General features: G+C 66.4%; 21 protein-coding genes and 2 tRNA genes. 8 read left to right on the top strand and 15 right to left on the bottom strand.

The window, feature by feature from the left end:
* Positions 1-352 precede the first annotated feature (352 nt).
* The 4 genes from CF70_RS22870 to CF70_RS22855 form a co-directional block, all read right to left on the bottom strand.
* Complete coding sequence (locus tag CF70_RS22870) at positions 353-1,462, bottom strand: porin (protein ID WP_035870167.1); 1,110 nt, start codon at positions 1,460-1,462, stop codon at positions 353-355.
* 55 nt (positions 1,463-1,517) lie between these two features.
* A complete protein-coding gene (locus tag CF70_RS22865) occupies positions 1,518-2,849 on the bottom strand; it encodes a serine hydrolase domain-containing protein (RefSeq protein ID WP_051648816.1) in 1,332 nt (443 codons plus the stop codon).
* A gap of 111 nt (positions 2,850-2,960) precedes the next feature.
* A complete protein-coding gene (locus CF70_RS22860; protein ID WP_051648814.1) occupies positions 2,961-4,085 on the bottom strand; it encodes a CoA transferase in 1,125 nt (374 codons plus the stop codon).
* A gap of 7 nt (positions 4,086-4,092) precedes the next feature.
* Complete coding sequence (locus CF70_RS22855; RefSeq protein WP_081862300.1) at positions 4,093-5,097, bottom strand: Bug family tripartite tricarboxylate transporter substrate binding protein; 1,005 nt, start codon at positions 5,095-5,097, stop codon at positions 4,093-4,095.
* Between the two features lie 91 nt (positions 5,098-5,188).
* On the opposite strand from CF70_RS22855, the gene CF70_RS22850 reads away from it, so the two are divergent.
* Together CF70_RS22850 and CF70_RS39055 are read left to right on the top strand one after the other, a co-directional pair.
* On the top strand, positions 5,189-6,154 hold the full coding sequence (locus CF70_RS22850; RefSeq protein WP_035870155.1) for a LysR family transcriptional regulator: 966 nt from the start codon (positions 5,189-5,191) through the stop codon (positions 6,152-6,154).
* A gap of 268 nt (positions 6,155-6,422) precedes the next feature.
* A complete protein-coding gene (locus CF70_RS39055) occupies positions 6,423-6,764 on the top strand; it encodes a tyrosine-type recombinase/integrase (protein ID WP_081862299.1) in 342 nt (113 codons plus the stop codon).
* Positions 6,765-6,869: 105 nt separating this feature from the next.
* Here CF70_RS39055 and CF70_RS22845 read toward each other — a convergent pair.
* From CF70_RS22845 to CF70_RS22830, 4 genes are all read right to left on the bottom strand, one after another.
* A tRNA-Gly gene (locus tag CF70_RS22845) sits at positions 6,870-6,945 on the bottom strand.
* Between the two features lie 4 nt (positions 6,946-6,949).
* Positions 6,950-7,025, bottom strand: a tRNA-Asn gene (locus tag CF70_RS22840).
* 177 nt (positions 7,026-7,202) lie between these two features.
* Positions 7,203-8,687, bottom strand: coding sequence for a heavy metal sensor histidine kinase (locus tag CF70_RS22835; RefSeq protein WP_051648813.1), 1,485 nt, complete (start codon positions 8,685-8,687; stop codon positions 7,203-7,205).
* Entirely contained in the window at positions 8,687-9,361 is a 675-nt protein-coding gene (locus tag CF70_RS22830) for a heavy metal response regulator transcription factor (protein ID WP_035870151.1), read from the bottom strand. Before CF70_RS22830 ends, CF70_RS22835 begins: the two co-directional genes overlap by 1 nt.
* Before the next feature lie 220 nt (positions 9,362-9,581).
* Between CF70_RS22830 and CF70_RS22825 the strand changes: the two genes are divergently transcribed.
* The 4 genes from CF70_RS22825 to CF70_RS22810 all read left to right on the top strand — a co-directional run bounded on the left by CF70_RS22825 (position 9,582) and on the right by CF70_RS22810 (position 15,964).
* The gene (locus CF70_RS22825; protein ID WP_035870150.1) at positions 9,582-12,827 is read left to right on the top strand and encodes an efflux RND transporter permease subunit; all 3,246 of its coding nucleotides are present in this window, start codon (positions 9,582-9,584) and stop codon (positions 12,825-12,827) included.
* Positions 12,824-14,017, top strand: coding sequence for an efflux RND transporter periplasmic adaptor subunit (locus CF70_RS22820; protein WP_035870146.1), 1,194 nt, complete (start codon positions 12,824-12,826; stop codon positions 14,015-14,017). Before CF70_RS22825 ends, CF70_RS22820 begins: the two co-directional genes overlap by 4 nt.
* A gap of 7 nt (positions 14,018-14,024) precedes the next feature.
* The gene (locus tag CF70_RS22815; RefSeq protein ID WP_051648810.1) at positions 14,025-15,509 is read left to right on the top strand and encodes an efflux transporter outer membrane subunit; all 1,485 of its coding nucleotides are present in this window, start codon (positions 14,025-14,027) and stop codon (positions 15,507-15,509) included.
* Positions 15,510-15,625: 116 nt separating this feature from the next.
* Positions 15,626-15,964 (top strand): DUF4148 domain-containing protein, encoded by a 339-nt coding sequence (locus tag CF70_RS22810; RefSeq protein WP_035870144.1) that lies wholly within the window; start codon positions 15,626-15,628, stop codon positions 15,962-15,964.
* Between the two features lie 105 nt (positions 15,965-16,069).
* Here CF70_RS22810 and CF70_RS22805 read toward each other — a convergent pair whose 3' ends face one another.
* The 5 genes from CF70_RS22805 to badH all read right to left on the bottom strand — a co-directional run bounded on the left by CF70_RS22805 (position 16,070) and on the right by badH (position 21,398).
* Positions 16,070-16,846, bottom strand: coding sequence for an enoyl-CoA hydratase (locus tag CF70_RS22805; protein WP_035870158.1), 777 nt, complete (start codon positions 16,844-16,846; stop codon positions 16,070-16,072).
* A 13-nt stretch (positions 16,847-16,859) separates the two neighbouring features.
* Entirely contained in the window at positions 16,860-18,521 is a 1,662-nt protein-coding gene (aliA, locus tag CF70_RS22800) for a cyclohexanecarboxylate-CoA ligase (protein WP_035870140.1), read from the bottom strand.
* Positions 18,522-18,570: 49 nt separating this feature from the next.
* Positions 18,571-19,722, bottom strand: coding sequence for a cyclohexanecarboxyl-CoA dehydrogenase (gene aliB / locus CF70_RS22795; protein WP_035870136.1), 1,152 nt, complete (start codon positions 19,720-19,722; stop codon positions 18,571-18,573).
* An 81-nt stretch (positions 19,723-19,803) separates the two neighbouring features.
* Positions 19,804-20,586 (bottom strand): 2-ketocyclohexanecarboxyl-CoA hydrolase, encoded by a 783-nt coding sequence (gene badI / locus CF70_RS22790; protein WP_035870133.1) that lies wholly within the window; start codon positions 20,584-20,586, stop codon positions 19,804-19,806.
* A 44-nt stretch (positions 20,587-20,630) separates the two neighbouring features.
* Positions 20,631-21,398, bottom strand: a complete 768-nt coding sequence (gene badH / locus CF70_RS22785) for a 2-hydroxycyclohexanecarboxyl-CoA dehydrogenase (RefSeq protein WP_035870131.1) — start codon at positions 21,396-21,398, stop codon at positions 20,631-20,633.
* Between the two features lie 135 nt (positions 21,399-21,533).
* Between badH and CF70_RS22780 the strand changes: the two genes are divergently transcribed.
* Positions 21,534-22,052: a MarR family winged helix-turn-helix transcriptional regulator gene (locus CF70_RS22780; RefSeq protein WP_152561885.1), complete on the top strand. Its 519-nt coding sequence runs from the start codon at positions 21,534-21,536 to the stop codon at positions 22,050-22,052.
* A gap of 70 nt (positions 22,053-22,122) precedes the next feature.
* Here the strand turns inward: CF70_RS22780 and CF70_RS22775 are convergent, their stop codons facing one another.
* Entirely contained in the window at positions 22,123-23,100 is a 978-nt protein-coding gene (locus CF70_RS22775) for a tripartite tricarboxylate transporter substrate binding protein (RefSeq protein WP_235185168.1), read from the bottom strand.
* A gap of 358 nt (positions 23,101-23,458) precedes the next feature.
* On the opposite strand from CF70_RS22775, the gene CF70_RS22770 reads away from it, so the two are divergent.
* Entirely contained in the window at positions 23,459-23,800 is a 342-nt protein-coding gene (locus CF70_RS22770) for a DUF190 domain-containing protein (RefSeq protein WP_035870156.1), read from the top strand.
* Positions 23,801-23,822: 22 nt separating this feature from the next.
* On the opposite strand, the gene CF70_RS22765 is transcribed toward CF70_RS22770, so the two are convergent.
* Complete coding sequence (locus CF70_RS22765) at positions 23,823-25,307, bottom strand: MDR family MFS transporter (RefSeq protein WP_081862301.1); 1,485 nt, start codon at positions 25,305-25,307, stop codon at positions 23,823-23,825.
* Positions 25,308-25,740: the final 433 nt, after the last annotated feature.

Raw genomic sequence — 25,740 nt, 5'->3', positions numbered from 1 at the left:
GCGCATAAAACCTTTCGGCCGGTAATAGATTAAATGTGCTGCAGCACATTTGATCTATTTGCAAAGCGACGAGGTCAAGCGGGTACGCCAGATGAATCATGCCTTCGCCATTCGATAACCGGCGCTCGGCCAGGGTTCACATGACTTAGCATGCAATATTTCCGTTTTTCTCAAGCGACCCCCAAGTGGTCGCGATTTGCGCCGTCGCCTGCCCGGCCGTGGAAATGGGGAACACGGCAAGAATGCCACGTCCTGTGGCGTTCCACAGTGCCGTTCTCAGAGCGGAGACTTCCGATTCCCGGCGCAGACAGAAAGAGGATGAATAGGCCTCGATACCTATTCATCCCGCCGATCAAAACTTGTGGCGCACGCCCACGGCGGCCCCCAGCATATTGTCCTTGCCGGCACCAGGGAAGTAGCCATTGGCAAAGCTGATCGCAGAGGTATCAAAGTTCAGCCCTGCATTCTTCGTGTAGGCCGTGGTCAGGTACATGTCCGTGCGCGCGGACAGCTTGTAGTTGGCGATAAACGAAACCTGCCAGGGATTCTTGATGTTCTGGCCGGCCAGGCTCCGTACGTTGTCGTAATAGTAGGCCATTGTGAGGCCAAGCGCCGAGGTGGCATCGTAGTTGGCACCGATCCAGTAGTAGTCGTCTCGTAGCACCGTGGCGCCGCCAACGCCTTCGTTTTTCCCCCACCGGTAGCCACCCATGATCTTTGCTGGCCCGACAGCATAGCTGACAGCCGCTCCGGCCTTCCTGAAGGTGCCAGTGCCACCTGCTGTGGTGAGCGTCGGATTGAACTGGCCATAGGCCAGCGCCGCGCCGAAGGCACGGGCCAAATATGTCAATGATCCGCCATAACCGGTATCGCGGCGGAACTGGCCGGGGACCTCGCCCGCGCCGGCCACGCCATTGCCGAACGACCAATGCGCGGACGCAGTGACAGGCCCGAAATTGCCCGTGTACTTGGCAGTGTTGTCTGAACGATAGTCCAGCCCGAGCTGGGCCACGATGGGCTCATACTGCGAGCCGTATCGGGTTGGTGAGAAGTTGGCGAAGGCATCGAAGATCGCGGTGTACTGCCGACCAAAGGTGAAGCGGCCAATCTGTTCGCTCTGCAAGCCAACGTATGCCTGCCGGCCAAACAGCCGGCCTCCTCCCGTCAGCTTGCCGTCATCCACACCAAAGCCGCTCTCCAGTACGTACACGGCTTTGAGGCCTTGCCCGAGGTCTTCCAGGCCGCGCAAGCCCCAGCGCGAACCGGATAGCCCGCCAGAGTTGAGGGCGAACCTGTTTCCTGCTTGGCTGGGGAATCCCGGCTGGAGCGGAGTAGTACGGGACATATTGGTCACGTACTCGATATTGGCATCCGCGACGCCATACAGCACCAAGCTCGATTGAGCCTGTGCTGTTGCCGTGCCGGCGCAGAAGGCTGCGAGTGAGAACAGCGCTCTCTTCATGTTCATCGTCTCCTCATGGTTGTTCTTGTGTAGTGGAAAAATCGCAGCAGGCCGTTCAGCGTGTGGCGGGGTTGCCAGCCGTGCGCCTCAATGCCTCGACAATGGCCCGATAGGTCCGTTGCCGGAGCGGCTCTTGTGCGCTGGCTTCGCCCAAATCGGTCGAGAGCTGTACAATCACTGCCTCGCCCTTGGGGGCAATCCACACGCGTTGCCCATAATGGCCAGCGCAGTTGTAGGAGTCGTAGGCGTCGTGGTTGATCCACCATTGGTTGTGGTATGACCCTCCCGGCCGGCTCGGGCCAGACGGGCTCGCCGCGAACGCTGCCTTGTCGCCGCCCTTGCGAATGTCAGCCACGATTTCGCTGGGCACGATGTGCTTGCCGTTGAAGACACCATCCAGACGCATCATTTCGCCGAAGCGTGCGAGGTCGCGCAGGTTCGCACTCATGCCAGCCGCGGTCCACTCCGCCTTCTTCACATCGAGCACCATGTCGGCGTCCTGCTCCGCGCCTAGCGGCGACCAGAAGCGCTCACTGAACAGCTGCGACATGCTCTTGCCTGTGGCGCGCTGCATGACCCAGCCCAATGCCTGAGTACTGCCGTTGTCGTAGCGGAACGGTCCAGTACCATGCTCTCCCGCCGGTTGCGCGCTCATCAGCAAGGCATAGGCACCGTCCGGCCCGTTGTAGTCCTTCGGCCGGGGCATGACACCGAGCGCCTGGTGAAAAATGCGCTGCACCGATCCACTCTGGTGGATATCGTCTCCAAAGCGATAATTGGCACGCATATCCAGCAGTTGCTGCAGCGTGGCACCGCCCAATGCAGACGCAGCCAGCTCCGGCACGTAACGCTTGGCCGGTGCGCTCAGATCGAGCTTGCCTTCGTATGCCAGCGTCGCCGCCAGCGTGCCGACCAGACTCTTGGTGCAGGAGAACATGCCGTGCAGTGTGGTGGGCCGCATGTCGCCGAGATAGCGTTCGAATACGACGCGCCCCTGGTACAGGACGAGCATCGCATCCAATCCGGTGCGCCGGTAGAACTCGCGCATCGAAATCGGGTTGCCGTTGTCGTCGTGCGTTTGGATGCTCTCCACGTCCAGCGGCCTTCCCTGCGGGAGCGGCGAAATGGCGTTCGTGCCGCGCGACACGCGCGCAGTCGGGAAGTTGCTCGCGCTATGCATGATGCTCCAGCGCACGAAACGCGGGGCGCCTTGATTTTGCAGCGTAATGAGGTTTTCCGGCGCTGGCGGGAAGCCCACCATGATGCCCCGCTCACTTGGCACATCAAGGTTGTTCTCGGCGGCGTTGCCGATCCTGTCGGCGGCGAGGCAGTTCGCGCCGGCCGCCAGCAGGGCGGCAGTGGCACACAGGCGTAGCATGTATGTCATGGGAGATCCGTTTGAATAGACGTGGGGCCAGGTGGAAAGACGAGCGCATGCATGCGCAGCGTGCACAAACACGCCGAGACAGCGATCCGCTTGCGGCCAAAAGGGGAAGTGCTAGGCGCCGGTGTGTACCCGAAAGCCAAGTCCCGGCGACACCACTGTGGTCTCGCCGTCGCGCAGCTCGACGGTTTCGATGCTGCCGTTTTCCATGGATTCGGCAGCAAACTCGGCAATATTGCGCAAGCGCGAGGCCGGGATTCCACAGGCGTTGAGCCGCACCTCCAGCTCCGTGGCATTGGCATCGGCCAGAACCGCGGACAGCGCATCCTTCAGCGCCGCCGGGTCCAGCGAGCGCACGAAGGCAGGCAAATCACCGCCGTCCAGCGGCGGATTGAACAAGGCGGGATCCCTTGCAAGATAATCAAGGCCCAGCACCTCCAACAATGCCAGCAGTTGCCGTGGCGTGTTCGCGCCGATGGCGAGCCAACCATCCCGCGTGCGGAAGAAGTCGGCGGAGGGGCTGCCCGAGTAGCCCTGGTTCCCCTGCCGGGGAGGCGTGGTGCCGCGCGTGAGCGCTGCGCAGGTTAAGGGATACATCAATTGCATGCCGGCGCTGGCCATGGAGATATCGAGCAGCATGCCGTGCCCGGTATGCTCGCTCTCGCGTACGCCGGCGAGGATGGCAAAGGCGGCGAGCAACCCTGTGGCGGAATCGATCACCGGGAAGCCGGTCTTGATCGGCGGATCGCCCTCGTTGCCCGCCATAAATGCCATGCCGGTAGCGGCCTGCACCACATGATCGTAGGCGGGGCGGTTCTCCCATTCTGTCGCGCCGCGCCCGAAGCCGGAGATGCTGCAGTAGACGACGCGGGGGTTGAGTTCGCGCACCGCCTCGAAGCCCAGGCCGAAGCGTTCGAGCACGCCGGGCCGCAGGTTATCGACAAAGACATTGCATGAGGCGGCCAGCTTCCGCGCCTGCTGCCGTCCGTCCTCGCTGCAAAGGTCGAGGGCAAGCGAAGACTTGCCCGCGTTCAGCGCGACAAAGCTCTCTCGGCCCCCGCCGGCGCGACGCATGACGTCGCCGCCGTTGGCGTTTTCAACCTTGATTACATCGGCCCCGAGCTGGGACAGCAAGAACGTGGCGAAAGGGCCGGCGATGACGTGCGAGAAATCGAGAATGCTGATGCCGGCGAGCGGGGTAAATGCCTTGGTAGGCGGAGTAGCGGACGTAATTGGCATGGCGGCCTCATTCGATCGTAATGCGGTTTTTGTCGATTACCTGCCGCATCCTGGCGGTTTCCTCGGCGATCAGGCGGGAGAAGTCCTCCGGCGTCCGGCTCGGGTCGATGAACGCCCCCGTCTCGGCATAGAAGCGGTGCAGCCCGGGATCCGCGAGCGCCTTGAGCATGGCGGCATGCAAACGCGCCACCAAAGGCTTAGGCAGGTTCGCCGGAGCCCAGATGCCGCTCCATGAGTCCAGCGTCAGATCGGTACGGCCGAGCACCTCATTTAAAGTTGGTACCTGGGGCAGCGTGGGTATCCGCTGCGCCGAGGTGACTGCAAGCGCCCGCACCTTGCCATTGGCGATCTGCGGCATCGCTGTGGTAGCCACGGGAAAGCCGAACTGCGTGTCGCCCTTGATCAGCGACGGCACGATTTCCACCGAACCCTTGTAGGGGATATGAACCGCTTTGATGCCGGTCGCCGACGCAAACGCCGCGCCGGAGATATGCGCAGCCGAGCCGATGCCGCCCGATGCATAGTTGAGCAAGCCGGGAGAGCGCCGCGCGGCGGCCACCAGGTCGGCCACCTTGCGATACGGGGAGTTGGTGCCCACGACGAGCACGGCCGGGCTGACGCCAATGCGGGTCACATGGGTGAATGCAGCAGGATCGAACTTGACCCCCGGCTGCAAGAGCTTTTGCGCGATGTGGGTGGAGGCGCCCAGCAGCAAGGTATAGCCATCCGCTGGTTGCTGCGCCACGGATTCGGCGGCAAGAATCCCCGCTGCACCAACTTTGTTCTCGACTACGATAGGTTGGCCCAGCTCCCTGCCCAGCACCTCGGCGAGCTTGCGCGCCTGGATATCGGGGCCACCGCCGGCGGCGTAGGGAACCACCAGCCGGATTGGGCGACTGGGATAGCTGTCTGCGGCAAGTGCGGAGGCCGGCATACTGGATGCTGCAACGATGGGCAGCATCAGCAGGGTCCTCAGTATCAGGCGACGCGCGCAGCGGGTGGATGCAGACATATCAGGTCTCCTTTATGGTTTCGCCCTATTGTCGCGCCGCTCAACCATTCGAGACAATTATCCAGTTATTATGAATCCATCAAGATTGGTTATGGCAAAGGCTTCCCTCGCGCACGTGGCTGCTTCGCCCACCGCCCCTCCCAATCGGGTCGACCGCCTGCGTATCCGTCATCTGCGGCTGCTGGACCTGGTGGCGCGCACGGGTTCGCTGACCGCCGCCGCCGAGGTGATGCACATCAGCCAGCCGGCGGTAACCAAGATGCTCCAGGAACTGGAACAGGCCTTCGGCTGCACGCTGATCGAACGCACCACTCGCGGCGGCCGCCTGAGCCCGGCTGGTGAACGCGCCCTCGAGCGCCTGCGCATTGCGCTAGGCGCGCTGGATGCCGCCAGTGAAGCGCTGGCGGAGCGGCCGGAAATCCCGCTGGTCAGAATGGGGGTACTGCCGCTGGTCGGGGTCAACGTGTTGCCGAGGCTGGTCGCCTCACTAAGCCGGCAAGGCATCCTGCCGCGCCTGCAGGTGCGGGAACACACTGTTAGCGGACTGCTCGGCATGCTCGCCAGGGGAGAGCTCGACTGCGTGGTCGGGCGGCTGGAATCCGGTCACCCCGAGCAGTCGCAGGAACGGCTGAACATCACGCCGCTGTGGGACGAGCACCTGGCAATTGCATGCGCTCCACACCATCCGCTGGCCAGACACCGCGACGTGAGCCTGTCGGCGTTGCGCGAAAGCCCATGGATACTGCCACCGCGCGGCACCCACACCCGGGAGATATTCGAACAGCCATTTCTCGACAACGGCCAGTTGCCACCGGTACCGCATATCGAATCGATCTCATTCCATAGCAGCTTGTCGATGGTGGCCACGAGTGATTTTCTGGCTATTGCGCCGGACAGCGCCGTGCAGCACTACAGCGCGATGTCGATGGTGCACAAGGTACGCCTGCACACGCCATTTGGCTCCGGCCGGATGGTTTTCATCACCCATCAGGATACGGAGGCATCCCCGGCCGTTACGTTGATCGCCAAGGCACTGCAGGAAGAGGGAAATTCCTAGCGCCGGTTTTTTTTCAACGGGCCACGCCGCATGCGCTATGCGTCGATCACCGCCACCTCGATCAATCTGCACCACGACGAGATGCAGCGCGCTCGGCAGCTAGAGCAAGCCTTCGCGCGGCGATAGGTGCCGCCGAAACTTTGCCCGTATTTTTCCCCTACACATCTAGAATTCTACTTGGCAGAATCCCACAACTCACCTCAGATCCGAAACCAGCAAGACCCGGCGATCCTACGACATCCCCGTACCCCAATCCTTACTCTCCGAGTTGGGAACGTATCGAAAAATATACTGCAAGCGCCTCGGCGGAACGAAGCCAACCGGGAAGGTCTTCAATGTCGGCCCGTTTCGAACTCGGGCGAAACGGACTGACCCTCAAGAAGCCATGGGCGAATGGAATCTGCGTGACGTCTTCGCCGAGCTCAGGAATACACATGGGATAGTTGCATCCTGCCATCGCTTCCGCCATACGACCGGAACGAAATCGATGCGAGTGACGAAGAACCCGAAGCTTGTTCAGCTTCAGCTTGGACATACGAGTCTCAATACGACGATGAAGTATGTCCACCCCGATATCGACGAGATGCGGGATTTGGATTCGTATCTGTAGCAGATGGAATGTTGGCAGCTACGGGAGGTTCTGGCACTCTCTCGTCTGGGAGGCGACCTGATGCGGGCGCTCTCACGATACCCTAGCGGGTAAATTTTGCCATTTTGGAGCGGGAGACGAGGCTCGAACTCGCGACCTCAACCTTGGCAAGGTTGCGCTCTACCAACTGAGCTACTCCCGCTTTTTGGCTCCCCGACCTGGGCTCGAACCAGGGACCTACGGATTAACAGTCCGGCGCTCTACCAACTGAGCTATCGGGGAACAAGCTCCGTTTCTTGCGACTTGCTACTACTCTGCGAAACGGAGGCCGAATTCTACAACAAGCTTTTTGATTTTTGAATAGTTTTTTTTGCGGCTGGTGCGAATTTATTGGGGTGACCATGTTTCACGCTTCGAGGCTGGCGGGAAGCGGGCATACCAGGAGCACAGGCCGCAACATCACGCGTATTGCCTAACCGGCGCGGAATCGGCAATGCCTGCAGGAAAAAACAGCCTGAACACCGTGGTGCCCCCGACCTCCGACTCCACCTCGACGCTGCCGTGGTGCAAGTCCATGATCGACTTCACAATGGCGAGACCGATGCCTGCCGACTCTCCTGAGTTGGCGCGAGCGGGATCGCCGCGGAAGAAACGGTCGAACAGTTTGGCCAGGTGTTCCGGCGCGATGCCGGCGCCAGGGTTGCGCACTTCGATGCTGCTGCCTCCCGGGGAGGAACGCGCCGCCAGCACCACAGTCTGTCCCGCGGGTGTGTAGCGGATCGCGTTGGCCACCAGGTTGCTGACCGCGCGTCGCAGCAGCAGCGGATCGGCCTGCACGGCGCCGCCGCCGTCCACCGCGATCACCACCCCGCGTGCCTCGGCCAGCCCCTCGAAGTAATCCGATAGCGCGCCCAGCTCGCGCGCCAGATCCAGCCGCGCCGGCTTGACGGCCACGCGGGCGTTCTCTGCCCGCGCGAGAAACAGCATGTTCTCGATCATGCGGGCGAGCCTCTCGTATTCCTCGATATTGGAGGCCAGCAGGGCCTGGTACTCGTCGGCGCTGCGTTCGCTCGCCAGCGCGACCTGGCTCTGTCCCAGCAGGTTGCTGATGGGCGTGCGGAAATCGTGCGCCAGGTCGGCCGAAAACTGCGAAAGCCGCTCGAAGCCGTCGCGCAGCCGGTCCATCATCTGCTGCAAGGCCGCGGCCAGCTCCTCCAGTTCGGGCGGCAATTGCTCCGGATCCACCGGCAGCGCCAGACGCCGCACGGTGACCGACGAGGCGCCGGCGGCGATGCGCCGCAGTGGCTCCATACCGGCACGCACCACCAGGTAGCCGAGCGCGGCCACCGACAGCGTGCCAAGCAGCCCGGCCAGCAACAGCTTGGCGCGGTAGGCACGCAGCATGATGGTGCGGGAGATGGCGGTCTGGTAGAGGGTGAACGTCTGCGCCGGCGTGGCGGTGGAAGCGGCGGCGGCGGCGGCGGCGGAGGCGGAGGTGGAGGCGGCGGCGGAGGTGGAGGCGGCGCCCGTGCGCAGCAAGGCCTTGATGCCGTGCGCAGAGTAGCCCTGCTGCGTGGTCCAGGTGTGTATCGACGCGGTGTCGAACGGCGCATCCGCGGCGAGAGGCATCAAGGCGGGCGGCGCGTCCTTCCCGGTATTGGCGGATACCAGCACGGTACCGTCGGATGCGTGCACCACCAGCGCGAACTCGTCGTTGCCGGACACCACGCTGGCGACTTCCCTCCACGCTCCGGCGGCGCCAGGGTCCATTTCCGCCAGTTCATTGCGCACGCGTGCCGCCTTGCGCAGCAGTTCGGCATCGTCGCGCTCGATCACCTGCATGGCGAGCGCACGATAGAGGTAGGCGCCCGCGCCGCCGAACACGATCGCGGCGACCAGGCCAAAGGCGAGCGCCAGGCGGGTAGTGAGAGAAAGCCTGCGCATCAGGGCTGCCGGCGCTCCAGCACATAGCCCATGCCGCGTACGGTATGGATCAGCTTGGGCTGGAAGTCGTCGTCCATCTTGGCCCGCAGGCGGCGCACCGCAACGTCCACCACATTGGTGTCGCTATCGAAGTTCATATCCCACACATGCGAGGCGATCTGGGTACGGCTGAGCACCTCGCTGTGCCGCCGCGCGAGGAAATGCAGCAGCGAGAACTCGCGCGGTGTCAGATCGATGCGCTGTCCGGCACGCGTCACGCGGTGGCGGATCAGGTCGATCTCAAGGTCTTCGATTTCGATCCGGTCGGCTTCCCGCACCGGTCCGCGCCGCAGCAGCGTGCGTACCCGTGCCAGCAACTCGACGAAGGCGAACGGCTTGGCGAGATAGTCGTCGCCGCCCAGTTCCAGGCCACGCACGCGATCCTCCACCTCGTCGCGCGCTGTCAGGAACAGCACCGGCGTGTCCTTGTGCTCGCGCAGCCGCTTGAGCACTTCCCAGCCGTTCATGCCGGGCAGCATGACGTCCAGGATGACCAGGTCGTAGCTGCCTTCCAGCGCCTGGTGCAGGCCGTCGGCGCCGGTCACGGCCAGGTCGGCCACGAAGGAAGACTCCGTGAGTCCCTTGCGCAGGTATTCGCCAGTCTTGGGCTCGTCCTCCACCACCAGAATTCTCATGATCGTCCTCGTCTAACCAGTGCCGGCAAGGCATGCTGCGGCGCCTTGCACATGCCGGATGATAGCCCTGGCCGCGCCGGACTTGAATGACAAATCCGTAATGGATTCGACAGCGTTCCACGCCCCCTGCCCTTTCTAGAATCCGCCCGTCGAGTGTTTCCGCCGGACCGCCCAGAGGGCGCGCCGCGCCCCGTTCTTCCATCACTCCGGAGACCCCGCAATGTGGATCGTCAGGCTCGCGCTGAGCCGTCCCTATACCTTCGTGGTGCTGGCATTGTGCCTGCTGCTGGCCGGCCCGCTGGTGCTGCTACGCACGCCCACCGATATCTTTCCGGCCATCGATATCCCGGTGGTCAGCGTGGTGTGGACCTACAACGGCCTGTCCGCCGAGGACATGGCCCGGCGCATCGTCACCGGCTACGAGCGTTCGCTGACCAACAGCGTGGACGATATCGAACATATCGAGTCGCAATCGCTCAGCGGCGTGGCGGTGATCAAGATCTTCTTCCACCCGGGCGCGGACATCAACCGCGCCATTGCCGAGACCTCGTCCGGCGCCCAATCGATGCTGCGCAATATGCCGCCAGGCACCACGCCGCCGCTGATCCTGAGCTACAGCGCCTCCACGGTACCGATCCTGCGGCTGGCACTGGCCAGCGACCAGTTGCCCGAGCAGCAGCTCTACGACCTCGGCAACAACTTCATCCGCACCCAACTGGCCACCGTGCAGGGCGCCTCGGTGCCGCTGCCTTACGGCGGCAAGGTGCGCCAGGTGATGGTGGATCTCGATACGCGCGCGCTGCAGGCACGCGGCCTGGCGCCGCTCGATGTGGTCAACGCCATCAATGCGCAGAACCTGGTGCTGCCGGGCGGCACCGCAAAGATCGGCGCGCTGGAGTATCGGGTGGACCTGAACGGCAGCACGCCCACCGTGGCCGGCCTCAACGACCTGCCGGTCAGGAGCGGCCCCGGCGGCACCGTCTATGTGCGCGACGTGGCCCACGTGCGCGACGGCTACGCGCCTCAGACCAACGTGGTACGCCGCGACGGCAAGCGCGCCGCGCTGCTGGAGATCGAGAAAAGCGGCAATACCTCCACGCTGTCCATCATTGCGCAGGTCAAGGCGATGTTGCCCCGCATCATGGCCGGCCTGCCGCCTTCGCTGCGGGTGCAGCCGGTGTCGGACCAGTCGGTCTTTGTCACCTCGGCGATCCATGGCGTGCTGCACGAGGCGCTCATCGCCGCCTGCCTCACCGCGCTGATGATCCTGCTGTTCCTGGGCAGCTGGCGTGCCACGCTGATCATCGCGATCTCTATCCCGCTGTCGGTACTGGCCGCGCTGATGGCGCTCTCCGCGCTTGGCGAGACGCTGAATATCATGACGCTGGGCGGACTGGCGCTGGCGGTGGGCGTGCTGGTGGATGACGCCACCGTGGCGATCGAGAACATCACGCACCACCGCGAGATGGGCCAGCCGCTGGAGCAGGCCATTCTTGAGGGGTCGGCACAGATTGCCGTGCCCACCCTGGTTTCCACGCTATCGATCTGCATCGTATTCCTGCCGATGTTCCTGCTCACCGGCGTGGCGCGCTATTTGTTCGTGCCGATGGCCGAGGCGGTGGTGTTTGCCATGGCGGCGTCCTATTTCTTCTCGCGCACGCTGATTCCCACGCTCGCGCATTACCTGATGCGCGGCGAGGCTGGCGAGGCGGCCGGTGACGCGGCAAAAACGCGCACGCCGGGCCGCCTGCGCCGCGCCTGCGCGCGCTTGCAGTCACGCTTCGAACGCGCTTTCGAAGTGGTGCGCGCACGCTACGCTGCCTCGCTGGCGGCAGCGTTGCGGCATCCCCGGCGGCTTGCCGCTGCGTTCCTGGCCTGCTGCGCGGCCTCGATGGCGCTGGTGCCATTTCTCGGGCAGGACTTCTTCCCGAGCGTGGACAGCGGCGAGATCCGCCTGCATATGCGTGCCCGGACCGGCACCCGCATCGAGGAAACCGCGCGCATCGCCGACGAGGTGGAAAGCCGCATCCGCGCCGCCATCGGCCCGGACCACGTGGCCGGCATCATCGACAACATCGGCCTGCCTGTCAGCGGCATCAACCTCACCTACGACTCCGCGCTGCCGATCGGCTCGGCCGATGCCGAGATACTGATCTCGCTGAAACCAGGCCACGGCGCTACCGCGGACTATGTGGACCGGCTTCGCAGTCTGCTGCCCACGGCGTTTCCCGGCGTGAGCTTTTCCTTCCTGCCGGCGGACATTGTCAGCCAGATCCTGAATTTCGGGTTGCCGGCGCCGATCGATATCCAGGTGGTGGGCAGCCAGCTGGCAGCCAATCGCGAGGTGGCGCAGAAGCTGGCTGGCCAGTTGCGCGCGGTGCCTGGCCTGGCGGATGTGCATATCCAGCAACCCGACGACCAGCCTGCGCTGACGGTGCAGGTGGACCGCACCCGCGCGCTGCAGGCGGGGCTATCGCAGCGCGAAGTGGCGCAGAACCTGCTGATCTCGCTATCCGGCAGCAGCCAGACTTCGCCCAACTTCTGGCTGAACCCGCGCAACGGCGTGAGCTATCCGCTGATGGTGTCGGTGCCGCAGTACGCGATGGCTTCTCTGCAGTCGCTCTCGAACATTCCGCTTGGCCTTGGCGCTGGCCCGGGCACCACCGCCGATGGCGCCGGCGGCGACCTGCTCGGCTCGCTGGGCAGCGTGGCGCGCTCGAACCAGCAGGGCGTGGTGTCGCACTACAACGTGCAGCCGGTGATCGACATCTTCGGCTCGGTGCGCGGGCGCGACCTTGGCGCGGTGGCAGGCGACCTCGGGCGCCTCGTCGATACCGCGCGCAAGACACTGCCGCCTGGGTCCGAGCTGGTCGTGCGCGGCCAGGTGCAGACCATGCGCGCGTCCTTCGCAGGCCTGCTCGGCGGCCTGGCGATCGCGGTGGTGCTGGTGTACCTGCTGATGGTGGTGAACTTCCAGTCCTGGCTCGACCCGCTGGCCATCATCGGCGGACTGCCGGGCGCGCTGGCAGGCATGGCGTGGATGCTTTTTATCACCCGCACCACCGTCAGCGTGCCGGCGCTGACCGGCGCCATCATGTGCATCGGCATCGCCACCGCCAACAGCATCCTGGTGATCAGCCTGGCGCGCGAACTGCGCGCGGGAGGCGCGTCGCCCTTCGACGCCGCGCTGCAAGCCGGCATCGGGCGCTTCCGCCCGGTGGTGATGACCGCGCTGGCAATGTTGATCGGCATGATCCCGATGGCCCTCGGCGCCGGCGATGCCGGCGCGCAGAACGCGCCGCTGGGCCGCGCCGTGATCGGCGGCCTGGCCTGCGGCACCGTCGCCACCCTGGTACTGGTGCCGACCCTGTTCGCGCTGCTGCACCGCTGGCTTGCCGCTCGCGCTCCCACCTCCGCCCTTGCACCGCGCCCCGCCCTCAGCTTCGAACAGAAAGGTCCGGCATGACTCTCCCCGCTCCCCAGGCTTCACCCACTGCCAACTTATCGTCCGCCACCGGCACCGCCAGGGTGCGCCGCATACGCGCCAGCCTGCTGGCGCTGGCTTTGCTCGGCGCGGCGCTGGCCGCCGGCATCGTGCCCAGGCTGCACGCCAAGGCCGCGCTGGCCGTTCACAGCGCCGAAGCGACGGCCACGGTGGTTTCCACGGTACGGCCCGCCAGCGCACCAGCGGTTCAGGAACTGACCTTGCCAGGCGATGTGCGCGCCTTCCAGGACGCACCGGTCTATGCGCGCGTGAACGGCTACCTGCGCCGCTGGTACGCCGACATCGGCACGCCGGTCAGGCAAGGCCAGTTGCTGGCGGAGATCGATGCCCCCGAGGTGAGCGACCAGCTACGCCAGGCGCGCGCCGACGAAGCCATCGCCGCGGCCAACTACGCGCTGGCCAGGAGCACGGCGGAGCGCTGGCAGGACCTGCTCAAATCGCGCTCGGTGGCCCAGCAGGACACCGACCAGAAAGTGGCCGACATGCAAGCCAAGGCCGCCACGCTGGCCTCGGCGCGCTCCAACACGGCGCGCCTGGCGCAACTGGCCTCGTACACGCAGATCCGCTCCCCCTTCGACGGCGTGGTGACAGCGCGCAATGTGGACACCGGCGCGCTGATCGATGCCGGCAGCGCCGGTGGACCCGGCCGCGAACTATTCCACCTTTCCGCTGGCGAGCGGCTGCGCGTGTACGTGCAGGTGCCGCAGGACGCCAGCGGCATCGTCGGCCCGCAGATGCAGGCGTGGCTGACGTTGCCGCAGTTCCCCGGGCAGCGTTTTCCCGCCACCGTGGCGCGCAACGCCGGCGCCATCGATCACGTCACGCGCAGCCTGCGCGTGGAACTGGACGTGGACAACGCCGGCGGCCGGATCTTGCCCGGGGCCTATGCCGAGGCGCACCTGAGCGCGCCTCGGACACGGGCCGGCATGGACCTGCCGGCCAATACGCTGATGTTCCGGGCGCAGGGCACCTGCGTGGCCGTGGTTGGCGCGGACGGCAAGCTGGCAATCCGGACCGTGACGATCGGGCGCGACTTCGGCTCCCATGTGGAAATCACCGAAGGCCTGCGGGGCGGCGAGCAAGTGGTGGTCAATCCCGGCGACGGCTTGCTGGCGGGCGATGTGGTCAGGCTGGCCGGCAAGGCAAGGTAGGCCCGGCATGCATGCACAACACACCCCCGTCCGTTTCCCCAAGACCAGGCGCAACGCAACGAGACTGGCCATCACCATTGCCATGGCCATGGCCATGGCCGCGCTGCTGGCCGGCTGCGCCACCGCTCCACCCTACCAGCCGCCCGCCGTGGACACGCCGGCTGCCTACAAGGAAGCCGGCGCCAGCGCCGCGCAGCCGGGCGGCCCGCCGGGCATCGCGCCGGAGTGGTGGCGCGTATATGCCGATGCACGGCTCGACACGCTCGAAGCACGCATCGATGTTTCCAGCCAGACGCTGCACAAGGCGGTGGCCCTGCTGCAGGATGCGCGCGCCCAGGCCAGGGCCGCGCATGCCGCGTACTTTCCTACCCTTAGCGCCGGGGCGAGTATCAGCAGCAGCCATACCTCGGCGAATGTGGTCGGCCGCTCGCTGGCCGGCAAGACTGAACCCAACCACCTGCTGGGCCTGACAGCCACCTGGGAGCCCGACCTGTGGGGCCGCATCGGCAATGGCGTGGATGCAGCCGAGGCGCGCGCCCAGGCCAGCGCCGACGACGTAGCGGCCGTGCGCCTCGGCCTGCAGGCCGAACTGGCCGCCGACTACTTCGGCCTGCGCTCGGCCGACCGGGAACTCGACCTGCTCCAGCGCACCGTGGACGCCTACGGTACGGTGCTGGAACTGGCCGGCAACCGCTACCGTGGCGGCATCGCGACGGAAGGCGACGTGGCGCAGGCCCGGGCCCAGCTCGAGAACGCCAGGGCGCAACTGGCGGACCTGCGCCTGAACCGCGCGCAACTGGAGCATGCCATCGCCACGCTGCTGGGCGAGCCCGTCGCGCGCTTCTCGCTGCCGCCGCTGGCCGACACCGCGGCGCTGCCCGAGCTGCCCGCCATCCCGGCCGCGCTGCCCTCGCAACTGCTGGAGCGCAGGCCCGACATCGCCGCCGCCGAGCGCCGCGTGGCGGCCGCGAACGCCCAGATCGGCGTGGCCCGCGCCGCCTTTTTCCCGAGCCTGCTGCTTGCCGTGGGCGGCGGCCTGGAGAGCACCAGCCTGGCCGGCTGGCTGACCGCGCCAAGCCGCTTCTGGGCCATCGGCCCGGCGCTGGCCGCCACGCTGTTCGATGGCGGGCGCCGGCAGGCGGTGGCCGACAGCGCGCGCGCCCAGTTCGACGCCAGCGCCGCCGACTATCGCGGCACTGTGCTGCGCGGCTTCCAGGAGGTGGAGGACAACTTCGCCGCGTTGCGTGCGCTGCAGGAGGAAGCCACCAGCCAGCAGGCGGCGGCCGAAGCGTCCGAGCGTGCGCTGGCGCTGGGGCTGGACCGCTACCGCAAGGGCGCGGTGGCCTATCTGGAAGTCAGCGTGCTGGAGAGCACCGCGCTTGCCAGCGAGCGGGCCGCCGAGACGGTGCACCGGCGGCAACTGATAGCGAGCGTGATGCTGGTCAAGGCACTTGGTGGTGGCTGGCAGAGCGCCCCGATGACGAAACCGTAATGAGATGGTCAGGCTCGGGTCAGTGGCCAAAGCCAATACTGGGCACATCATCCTGTCGATGAAAGCGCCACGGCCCCGGCGGCAGCGGGCCATCCCACCGAAAGAGGCAACGCATCATGAAAGCACTCATCCGCACCGTCCTGATCTCCTGCGCCCTGGCCGCGCCAGCCCTGTCCTTCGCGCAAAGCGCGCAGGCGCCTCTCAGCCGCGCGGAAGTCCGTGCCGACCTGATCCGGCTGGAACAGGCGGGCTACCAGCCGGGACGCGGCGACGACGCGAACTATCCGCAAGACATCCAGGCGGCCGAAGCCAAGGTGCAAGCGGAGGACGCCGCATCAGCCAACGGAGCCACGGCAAACGCGCAGGCGCAACTGCAGGCGACCGCCAACATGTCAATGGAGCACGGCCAACCCCGCATCGATGCCGTGCGCAGCCCCTTCTACTACGGCGCATGACCCCTTGGCGCCGCCACACGCTACGCGTTCCGCGCTGCAATTCGCGCACCCGGAACGCGGCGCTGACAATGCGAATCACGAGCGGCGGCGGCGCGCTTGCCGCGCCTACCGATGCTGGAACACCGCCTCCCGCCGCTCCAGGAACGCATTCATCCCCTCTTTCAAATCCTCCGTGGCGAACAGCGCATGCAACTGCCTGCGCTCGAACAGCATCCCCTCCGACAGCGATGACTCATAGGCACGGTTGATCGCCTCCTTCACCGCCATCATCGACGGCAACGAGAACCCCGCAACGGTCCGCGCCACCGCCATCGCCTCATCCATCAGCCGGCCCGCTGCCACCACCCGCGACACCAGCCCGCTGCGCTCAGCCTCCGCCGCATCCATATTGCGCGCCGTCATGCACATGTCCATGGCCTTCGCCTTGGAGATTGCACGCGGCAGGCGTTGGGTGCCGCCGGCACCGGGAATGACCGCGAGTTTCAGCTCCGGCAGGCCGAACACGGCATTGTCCGCCGCGATGAGGATGTCGCAGGCCATGGCCAGTTCGCAGCCGCCGCCCAAAGCGTAGCCGGCCACCGCGGCGATCACCGGTTTGCGCACGCCGCGCAGCGTCTCCCAGTTGCGTGTGATGTAGTTGGACTTGAACACGTCCATATAGTCCCAGCCGCGCATCGCCGCGATGTCGGCGCCGGCGGCGAACGCCTTGTCATTGCCGGTGATCACGATCGCACCGATGCCGTCGTTCTCATCCAGTGCCAGCAGCGCCCGGCCGAGCGCATCCATCAGCGCATCGTTGAGGGCGTTCATCTGCCTGGGGCGATTGAGCCGGAGCACGCCGACGCGGCCGGTGATCTCGGCGAGGATCAGGTTCTCTTCCATCGCGACATCGCCCTTATCCGCGCGCATAGGACTCGCCCTCCGGGTTCCCCGCCTGGCGGAGTTGCTCCCGCAGCCTGAACTTCTGGATCTTGCCCGCCGGCGTGGCGGGCAGCGCCGGCTGCACCACCAGCCGCTCGGGGATATATTGCGCGGCCATCTTCTGCGCCTTCAGGAAGTCCACCATCGCCGCCATGCCGAACGTCTGGCCCGGCCTGGTCACGACGAAGGCACAGGCGCGCTCGCCGAGCCGCTCGTCGGGATAGGACACGATGGCCACCTGCGCGACAGCCGGGTGGCGATACAGCAGGGTCTCGATCTCCACCACGGGGATGTTCTCGCCGCCACGGATGATGACGTCCTTGCTGCGCCCGTCGATGCGGATATAACCGCGGGTATCGATGCGTGCAAGGTCGCCGGTGTCGAACCAGCCCTCGGCGTCGGTGTCGTTCAGGTGCGGCCGCCGCAGGTAGCCGCCGAAGTTGGAGCAGGACCGCACCAGCAGCCTGCCGGTGGCGCCGGGCGGCAACGCCGCGCCTGCCGCGTCGGCCACGCGGACTTCGACGCCCGGCAACGGACAGCCGTCGGTATGGATGGCCCGCTCATCGTCGTCTTCCAGCCGGGTCGTGGTCACGGCGCCCATTTCCGTCATGCCCCATGCCGAGACCACCTTGGCGCCCAGCGCGGCGCGCGCGTGCTCCACCAGCGCGCCGGGGATGGGCGCGCCGGCGCACAGGAATGCGCGCAGGGTGGGCACCGCATCGCCCGTCTCCGTCACCGTCCTGGCCAGGTCGGTGAGGAACGGCGTCGAGGCCATCGTGAAGCTGACGCCCTCCTGCCGGATCAGGTCCAGCGCCTTGCGCGGCTCCCAGATGTCCTGAAGCACCACGCTCGCCCCCAGCATGACGGGCATCATCAGGCCGTACATAAAGCCGGTCTGGTGCGCCATCGGCGACGCCATCAGGATCACGTCATCCGCGCCCAGGCGCAGGCGCCCCGCGTAGGCAACGATGTTGGACATCAGGGTATTGGCCGAATGCAGCACGCCCTTGGGCTCGCCGGTGGTACCGGAGGTGTAGATCAGCTGGGTGACGTCGTCCGGGCCGGGACGATAGCGTGCCGGCAACTCGCCGGCATCGTCCCCGGCAGGCCCGCTCGATAGCGTCTCGAAGGCATTGGGCCCGCTGCCGCCGATCACCACTACGTGCCGCAGGTCCGGCAGCGCCTCGCGCAGGCCATCGAACATCGCCTCGTAGTCAAACCCACGGAACCGCTTTGGCACCACCGCCACCTTGCTGCACGCGTGCCTCAGCATGAACGACAGTTCGCGCTCGCGCAGGATCGGCATCAGCGGATTGAGCACGGCGCCGAGGCGCGAGCAGGCCAGGTAAAGCGCGGTGAACTCCCACCAGTTCGGCAACTGGCAGGACACCACGTCGTCACGGCCGACGCCGAGCCTCGCCAGGCCGAGGGCAATGCGTTCGGCGCGGGTGGCCAGCTCCCGATACGTCAGGCGGGTGATCGCGCCGCTTTCCACCTGCACGGCGGTCAGCGCGATCTTGTCCGGGCAGCGGGCCACGCAATCGTCCAGCGCATCGTTGATGGTGCGCTCGGGCCACAGGCCCTGCGCGATGCTGGCGGCGCGGCGCGGCGGCAGCAGTACGGCGTCGAATTCCATGGCGTGTCTCCTCGTTGTTGTCGTGGTCTGGTCCCGGCGGGGGCCGCCGTCAGGCGGGCACCGCATCCCGGCCCGCGTGCGTGCGGGCGATGATGGTCTTCATGATCTGGGCCGTGCCGTCGCCGATCTGGAAGCCCAGCACATCGCGCAGGCGCTGCTCCATCGGGCCGCGGTCATAGCCGCCGTGGCCGAACGAGAGCAGGCACTGGTGCACCACGTCGTAGGCCAGCTTGGGCGCCCACCACTTGCACATCGCGGCTTCGGCGGTGTGCGGCAGGTTGTGGTCTTTCATCCAGAGTGTCTGCAGGCAAAGCAGGCGCGCTGCCGTTACCTGTGTCTCGTAGTCCGCCAGCGGATGCGAGACGCCCTGGAAGGCCGACAGCGGCTTGCCGAAGGCCTGGCGCTCCGCCACGTATTCCCAGGTTTCCCCCAGGCTCGCCTTCGCCACCGCCAGCACCTGCAAGCCGATCAGCGCGCGGGAAAAATCGAAGCCCTGCATCACCTGCACAAAGCCCTCGCCTTCCTTGCCGAGCAGATGGCTCACCGGCACGCGCACATTCTCGAAGAAGATCGAGCCGCGCCCGATGGCGCGCTGGCCGTGGCAGTCGAAGCGGTTGGTGGTGATGCCCGGCAGGTCCATCGGCACCAGCAGCGCCGAAACGCCGCGCGCGCCCGCTTCGATGGAGCCGCTGCGCGCGAACACCACCGCCGCGTCCGCCTGGTCGGCGGCGGAGATGGAGGTCTTCTCGCCGTTGAGCACGTAATGGTCGCCATCGCGCTCCATGCGCAGGCGCAGGTTGGCCGCATCGGAACCGCCGCGCGGCTCGGTCAGCGCGATCGCGAACAGGGCTTCGCCTTGCGTCAGGCGCTGCAGCCACGGGCGGGCGATTTCCGGCGCCGCGTGATGTGCCAGGATCTGCCCGTTCAGCGAGGCCAGCAGGTTGATATAGGAAAGGCTCAGGTCGGCGCGCGCCACTTCTTCGTGGATCACGCCGGCGGCCAGACAGCCCAAACCCTGGCCACCGTATTGCTCGGGCAGTTCGGGCGCGATAAAGCCCATCTGGCCCATTTCGCGCATCAGCTCGCGGTCCAGCTCGCGGGTGCGGTCGCGCTCCAGGAAGCCGGGCGCGATGCGTTCGGTGGCGAAGCGGCGGGCGTGGTCGCCCAGCGCGACCAGGTCTTCATCGAGATAGGGGTTCATGGCGTCTCCAGGATGTGTTGCCGCACGGCGCGCCTGTGCGATGCGCCATGCGGCCGCGTTGCTTGTGCCAGCAACGGCGGATTACTTCGCGTACTTGCGGAAATCGGGCTTGCGCTTTTCCTGGAAGGCCGTCACGCCCTCGCGCGATTCCTCGGTGTCGTAGTAGAGCTTCAGCGCGTACATGCCCATGCCGGCGATGCCGCTCTGGTGGGCGGTGTCCATATTGAAGGAGCGCTTGGCGATGGCCAGCGCGGTCGGGCTCTTGTCCATGATCTCGTCGCACCATTTCTGCACCTCGGCATCGAGTTGCTCATGCGGAACGACTGCGTTGACCAGCCCCATGGCAAGGGCTTCGGCGGCCGGATAGCGCCGGCACAAGTACCAGATCTCGCGCGCTTTTTTCTCGCCCACCACACGCGCCAGGAACGCCGTGCCGTAGCCGGGATCGACCGAGCCGACCTTGGGGCCGACCTGACCGAACACGGCCTTGTCGGAAGCGATGGTGAAGTCGCAGATCGTGCACAGCACATTGCCCCCGCCGATGGCGTAGCCCTGCACGCGCGCGATCACGGGCTTGGGCACGTCGCGGATGGCGTTGTGCAGTTCTTCCATCGGCAGGCCGATGGTGCCGCGTCCATCGTACTGGCCTTCATGGGCGGACTGGTCGCCTCCGGTGCAGAAGGCCTTCTCGCCGGCGCCGGCCAGCACGATGGCGCCGATGGCGCGGTCATAGCCGGCGCGATTGATCGCGTGGATCAGTTCGTCACAGGTGCGCCCGCGGAAAGCGTTCATCTTCTCCGGGCGGTTGATGGTGATCCAGGCCGCGCCGTTGCGCACTTCATAGAGGATGTCTTCGTATTGCATGGTGTGTCTCCGTTGTCGTGGTGGGTGCCGGATGCTGGCTGCGCTCAGCCGTTCATGGTCAGGCCGCCCGACACGCTCAGTACCTGGCCGGTAATGAAGGCCGCGTCGTCGCTGGCAAAGAACACAATCGCGCCGGGCAGGTCGTCCGGCTGGCCAATGCGGCCTAGCGGGATGGAGCGGGTGAAGGCTTCCATCAGCTTTTCCGGGTTGCCGGCGCCTTGCTTGTAGTCGGCGAACAGCGCGGTGTCGGTCGGGCCGGGACACACCACGTTGACGGTGATGCCGTGGCGCGCGTGCTCGCGCGCGATGGTCTTGGAAAACGACACCAGCCCGCCCTTGCAGGCGGCGTACACGGCCTCGCCGGACGAACCCACCCGCGCCGCGTCGGAAGCAATGTTGACGATGCGCCCGCGCTTGCGCTCCACCATGCCGGGCAGCACGGCGTGATGCATATGCAGCGCGCCGGTCAGGTTGATGGCGATCAGGCGTTCCCATTGCGCCGGTTCGGTCTTGGTGAACGGCTTGAACACGTCCCAGCCGGCGTTGTTGACCAGGACATCGACCGGGCCGAGCTGGCTCACGGTGGCGGCAACCGCGGCATCCACGCTGGCGCGGTCCGTGATGTCGCACTGGAATGCCTCGGCCCGGCCGCCTTCTTCGCGGATCCGGGCGGCTACCTGCCCTGCCGCTTCGGGATTCAGGTCCAGCACGGCCACGGCAGCGCCTTCGCGCGCAAAGCGGCGGCAGGTCGCCCCGCCGATGCCGCCACCACCACCGGTCACGATGACCGTCTTGCCTTCGAGTCTTTGCACAGTGTTCTCCTTCCAGGTCCAGGGTGCTATCGTGCGGCTTAAGCGTCGCGCGTCAGCGGTTAAATACGTCAATATATTGACATATACTAGGCTGGCAGCTGGACCAATGCAAGTACGACTTTTCAGGAAGTGATGATGGTTAACCCCGATTTTGATGATGATCTTGCCCCGGCGGCGCGCATGGAGATGGCAAACAGGTTGTTCTTCCGCCTGTATCAATGCGCAAATATGTTGCATAAAACGGGGTCAAGAGCCGTCGAGGCCGAAGGCCTGACCACGCAGCAGTGGGCGGTACTGGGCGCCCTATCGCGGCCGCAGGCGGCCGAGGGCATGAGCGTGGGGGACCTGGCGCGCTACCTGATGGTCAGCCGGCAGAATCTGTCCGGCCTGGTGGGCCGCATGGAGCGCGACGGCCACCTGAGCCTGGCGCCAGACGGGCGCGACCGGCGTTCGCGTCTGGTCACCATGACGGAGACCGGGCGCCATGTCTGGCTGAAGCTGGCGCAACCCAAGATCCGGGACTACTACGAGCGGGCGCTGACCGATTTTTCAACGGGCGACATCACGCACACGCTGCATTACCTGCTCAAGCTGCTGGAGAACATGAAGGCACTGGATGCCGAAGGGTCCGTGGCGGACGAAGCGCCGGAGTAATGGCGGGGGCCGTGGCGGACGACAGGGAAGACATGCCGGCGCGGACAATGCGCGTGCGCGCCGGCGTGCGTTATTCGGCCTTGATGCCGTGGGTGCGGATCAGTTCGGCCCAGCCCGCGCTTTCCTGGCGAATGCGCGTGGCGAGCGCGTCGGGCGTGCCGGCGACCGGCTCCATGCCTTGCCGCGCGAGTTCTTCACGGACCGCCTTGCCGCCGAAGACCGCGCGCACGTCGGCATGGAGCGCATCGGCCACCGGCGCCGGGGTGGAGCGCGGCAGCAGCAGCGCATACCAGGAGCTGACCTCGAGGCCACGCACGCCCTGCTCCGCCAGGGACGGGATGGCGGGCGCCGCGGGAGAGCGCGCGGCCTGGGTGACGGCCAGCGCGCGCAATGCGCCGGAGCGGATAAACGGCGCCAGCGTGGGCAGCGTGCCGAACAGGATCGGCACCTGCCCGCCGACCACATCGTTAAGCGCCTGCGTGGTGCCCTTATAAGGGACATGCAGCAATGCGATGCCCGTCTGCTGGCGGAACAGCTCGCCCGCCAGGTGCAGGCCACTGCCCACGCCGGGGCTGGCATAGCCTAGCGGCGGATTGGCGCGCTTCGCCAGCGCCACCAGTTCCTGCACCGAACCGGCCCGCACCGAGGGATGTACCGCCAGCACATTGGGCGAACTCGCCAGCAGCGAGACCGGGCGGAAGTCCCGTTCCACGTTGTAGGCAAGCGCGGGGAACAGCGTGGGATTGATGGTCAGGTTGCCGGCAGGCGCGACCAGCAGCGTGCAGCCGTCGCCCGCGGCGCGGCGCACGGCGTCGATGCCGATATTGCCGTTGGCGCCCGGCTTGTTGTCGACCACCACCGTGACGCCGCGGCGCTGGTGGAGGCCTTGCGCGAGCGTGCGCGCCAGCAGGTCTGCCGGGCCGGCCGCGGGGAATGGCACGACGATGCGCAGTGCGCTGCAACTGCTGGCCGCATCCGCCCCGGCGGCGCGCGCAGCCGGAACAACGCCTTGCCACAGACCGGCAACCGTCAGGCACGCGAGCGCCATCCCGCGCATCGCGCACGCGCCCTTTACTTCACTCTTCGGATATTGCACTTCGGAAGGCCTGCTCAAGAGTCTGGGGTATTGGTGATGCCGCAATGAAGATATTTTGTTTCGCTAAAGAAACAATGATCTTCCATTGAAACGGACGAAAATATAGCCCGTCCCCACAAAGGAAGAGACTAGGGTTATCCCCAGGTTCGCCAGCGCATCAGGGAAACGGCCGCGCCGGTGAAGTCCGGTGCGCCCGCAAAGCTGCGCGCGGCGGCTGGCCTAAACTGGAAACAGCACCCTGACACGACTGCCGTCCATGCCACGGTCGCGGCACGCGGACGCCGTTGCGGAGCGCGCACGGGAGGTTATCGTGCAAGGCTTCCAGCTCACGCTGTTCACCATCGAGAACCGGCGTCACCACGGCAAGCAGTTGTCGCACTGGTTACTGCAGGTTCTGAGGGACCTGCATATCCGCGGCGCCACGCACACGGTGGCGGCCGAGGGCATCGGCCATGACCGCCGCTTTCACACCTGGCATTTCCTGGAACTGGCTGACCGGCCGGAAGAAATCACCGTGATTGCCACGGAAGAGGAAGTGCAGCGTTTGTTCGACCGGCTGGCCGAGGAAGACGTCCAGGTGTTCTACGCCAAGACGCCGGTTGAGTTCGGCTTCCTGGGGAAAGGCGCGCCAGGCGCGCAGACCCAGCCCTGACCTCGCCGGCGGCGGCCCGGCATTAATCGATGCTCGCCGCCACGCTGGTGCTCTTGCTGCCGCGCAAAGCGGTTTCCGGCAGGCGCGCCACCAGGAAGGGCGCCACCAGCGACACGGCGGCGCTCAGCAGGAACAGGGTGCGGAACGCCGCTTCGGCGGCGGCGCGCACCGCGCCCGCATCGGCCGCATCGCCGCCAGTCATGGCACGGTGGAACATGCTCATGAGGATGTCTTCGCCGCCGCCCAGGTCCGATACGCCCATGCCGCCACGGCGCAACAGCGCGATCAGCACCGTGGTCAGCACCGCCACGCCGACCGCGCCGCCCAGCATGCGAGAGAAGGCGGTCAGCGCCGTGGCCACGCCCACCTGGTGCGCGGGCACGGCGTTCTGGGTGGCCACCAGCCCGCTGGGCAACTGCAGCCCGATGGCCAGCCCGAGCGTCACCATCACCAGCCCGGTCAGCACGACCGCATGCGGATCGACGAACGCCAGCGACACGATCGCCAGCGGCGCGACCAGCGAGCCCACCAGTTGCAGCGGCTTGTAGCGGCCGCTCCATGACATCAGCCGGCCCGAGAAAAACGCCCCGAACGGGATGGCCAGCGTCAACGGCACCAGCCGCAGCGCGGCCGTGTCGGCCTGCACGCCGCCCACCACCTGGAAACGCAGCGGCAGCAGCACGGACATGGCGATCAACTGGAAAAAGCACAGGAACAGCGTGATGCAGCAGATCGCGACCGTCGGCACGCGCAGCATGGCCAGCGGGATCATCGGGTCGCTGACCCGCCGCTCCTGCCACACGAACAGCGCCATGGCGGCCAGGCCTGCCGCCAGCAGGCCAACGGTCTGCGGCGTCGCGGCCGAATGGCCCTGCCCGAGCCGGGTCAGGAACACCAGCACACCGGTCAGGCCGCCCCCGAACAGCAGTGCGCCAAGGTAATCGATGCGATGGCGGCGCCCGCCCGCCGGCAGGTGCTTGAGCGCGCGGCGGACCACCACCAGCGCGACCAGCGCCAGCGGCAGGTTGATCCAGAAAATCCAGCGCCACGACAGGTAGTGCGCCAGGTAGCCGCCGATCACCGGGCCGGCCATGCTGGCCACGGCCCACACGCCGCTCACGTAACCCTGGTAGCGGCCACGGTCGCGCAGCGGCACCACATCGGCGATGGTGGCTTGCGACACCGAGATCAGGCCGCCGCCGCCCAGCCCCTGCAGGATGCGCGCGACGATCAGCTGCGGCATGGTCTGCGCCAGCGCGCAGAACACCGAGGCCAGCAGGAACAGCACGATGGCGAACGACAGCACCGAGCGCCGCCCCAGCACGTCCGACAGCTTGCCGTAGATCGGCGTCACCACCGTCGAAGCCACCAGGTAGGCCGAAACCACCCACGCCATCTCCTCGAAGCCGTTGAGCTGCAACGCGATCTCAGGCAGCACCACGGCGACGATCGATTGCTCGAGCGCCCCCAGCAGGATGGCCAGCATCAGACCGAAGATGACCTGCATCACCGGCACCGGCGGCACGGCAGGGTGCCCGGACGCTGCATGGCCGTGGCTGCCAGCCTCCCCCGTGCCGGGGGCCGGGGATGCTGCGGACTGACAGGGGGAGGATGGCGGAACCGATGCCGTCGGAGAGGACGGCGGGGAGACGGCGGGCATGGGCTGGCGGGAGAGAGAACGCACGGCGAGGGACACGGAGTGCGATACCGCCGCGAACGGGTGGCATCGCTCCTGTCTGTTTTTTGTATACAAGGGCGCTATTGTAGGCCTAAGCCTTTCGCCTTGCAGCCGCCCCCGGCAGGCTTGCCCGACTCCGCGCCAGGACGGCGCGGCAGAACTCAAAAGGATTCCCAGTCACCATTGGCCCCGGCGAGGCTGCCAGCGGCCGGCGTGCGCGCGGCGCGGCGCGGCGCGGGTGCCGCTGCTACGGCGGGCCGGG

This window comes from Cupriavidus sp. SK-3 (assembly GCF_000611145.1).
GTDB lineage: Bacteria > Pseudomonadota > Gammaproteobacteria > Burkholderiales > Burkholderiaceae > Cupriavidus.
Note: the sequence above shows the minus strand (reverse complement) of the source record. Positions and strands in the feature narration are given on the sequence as shown.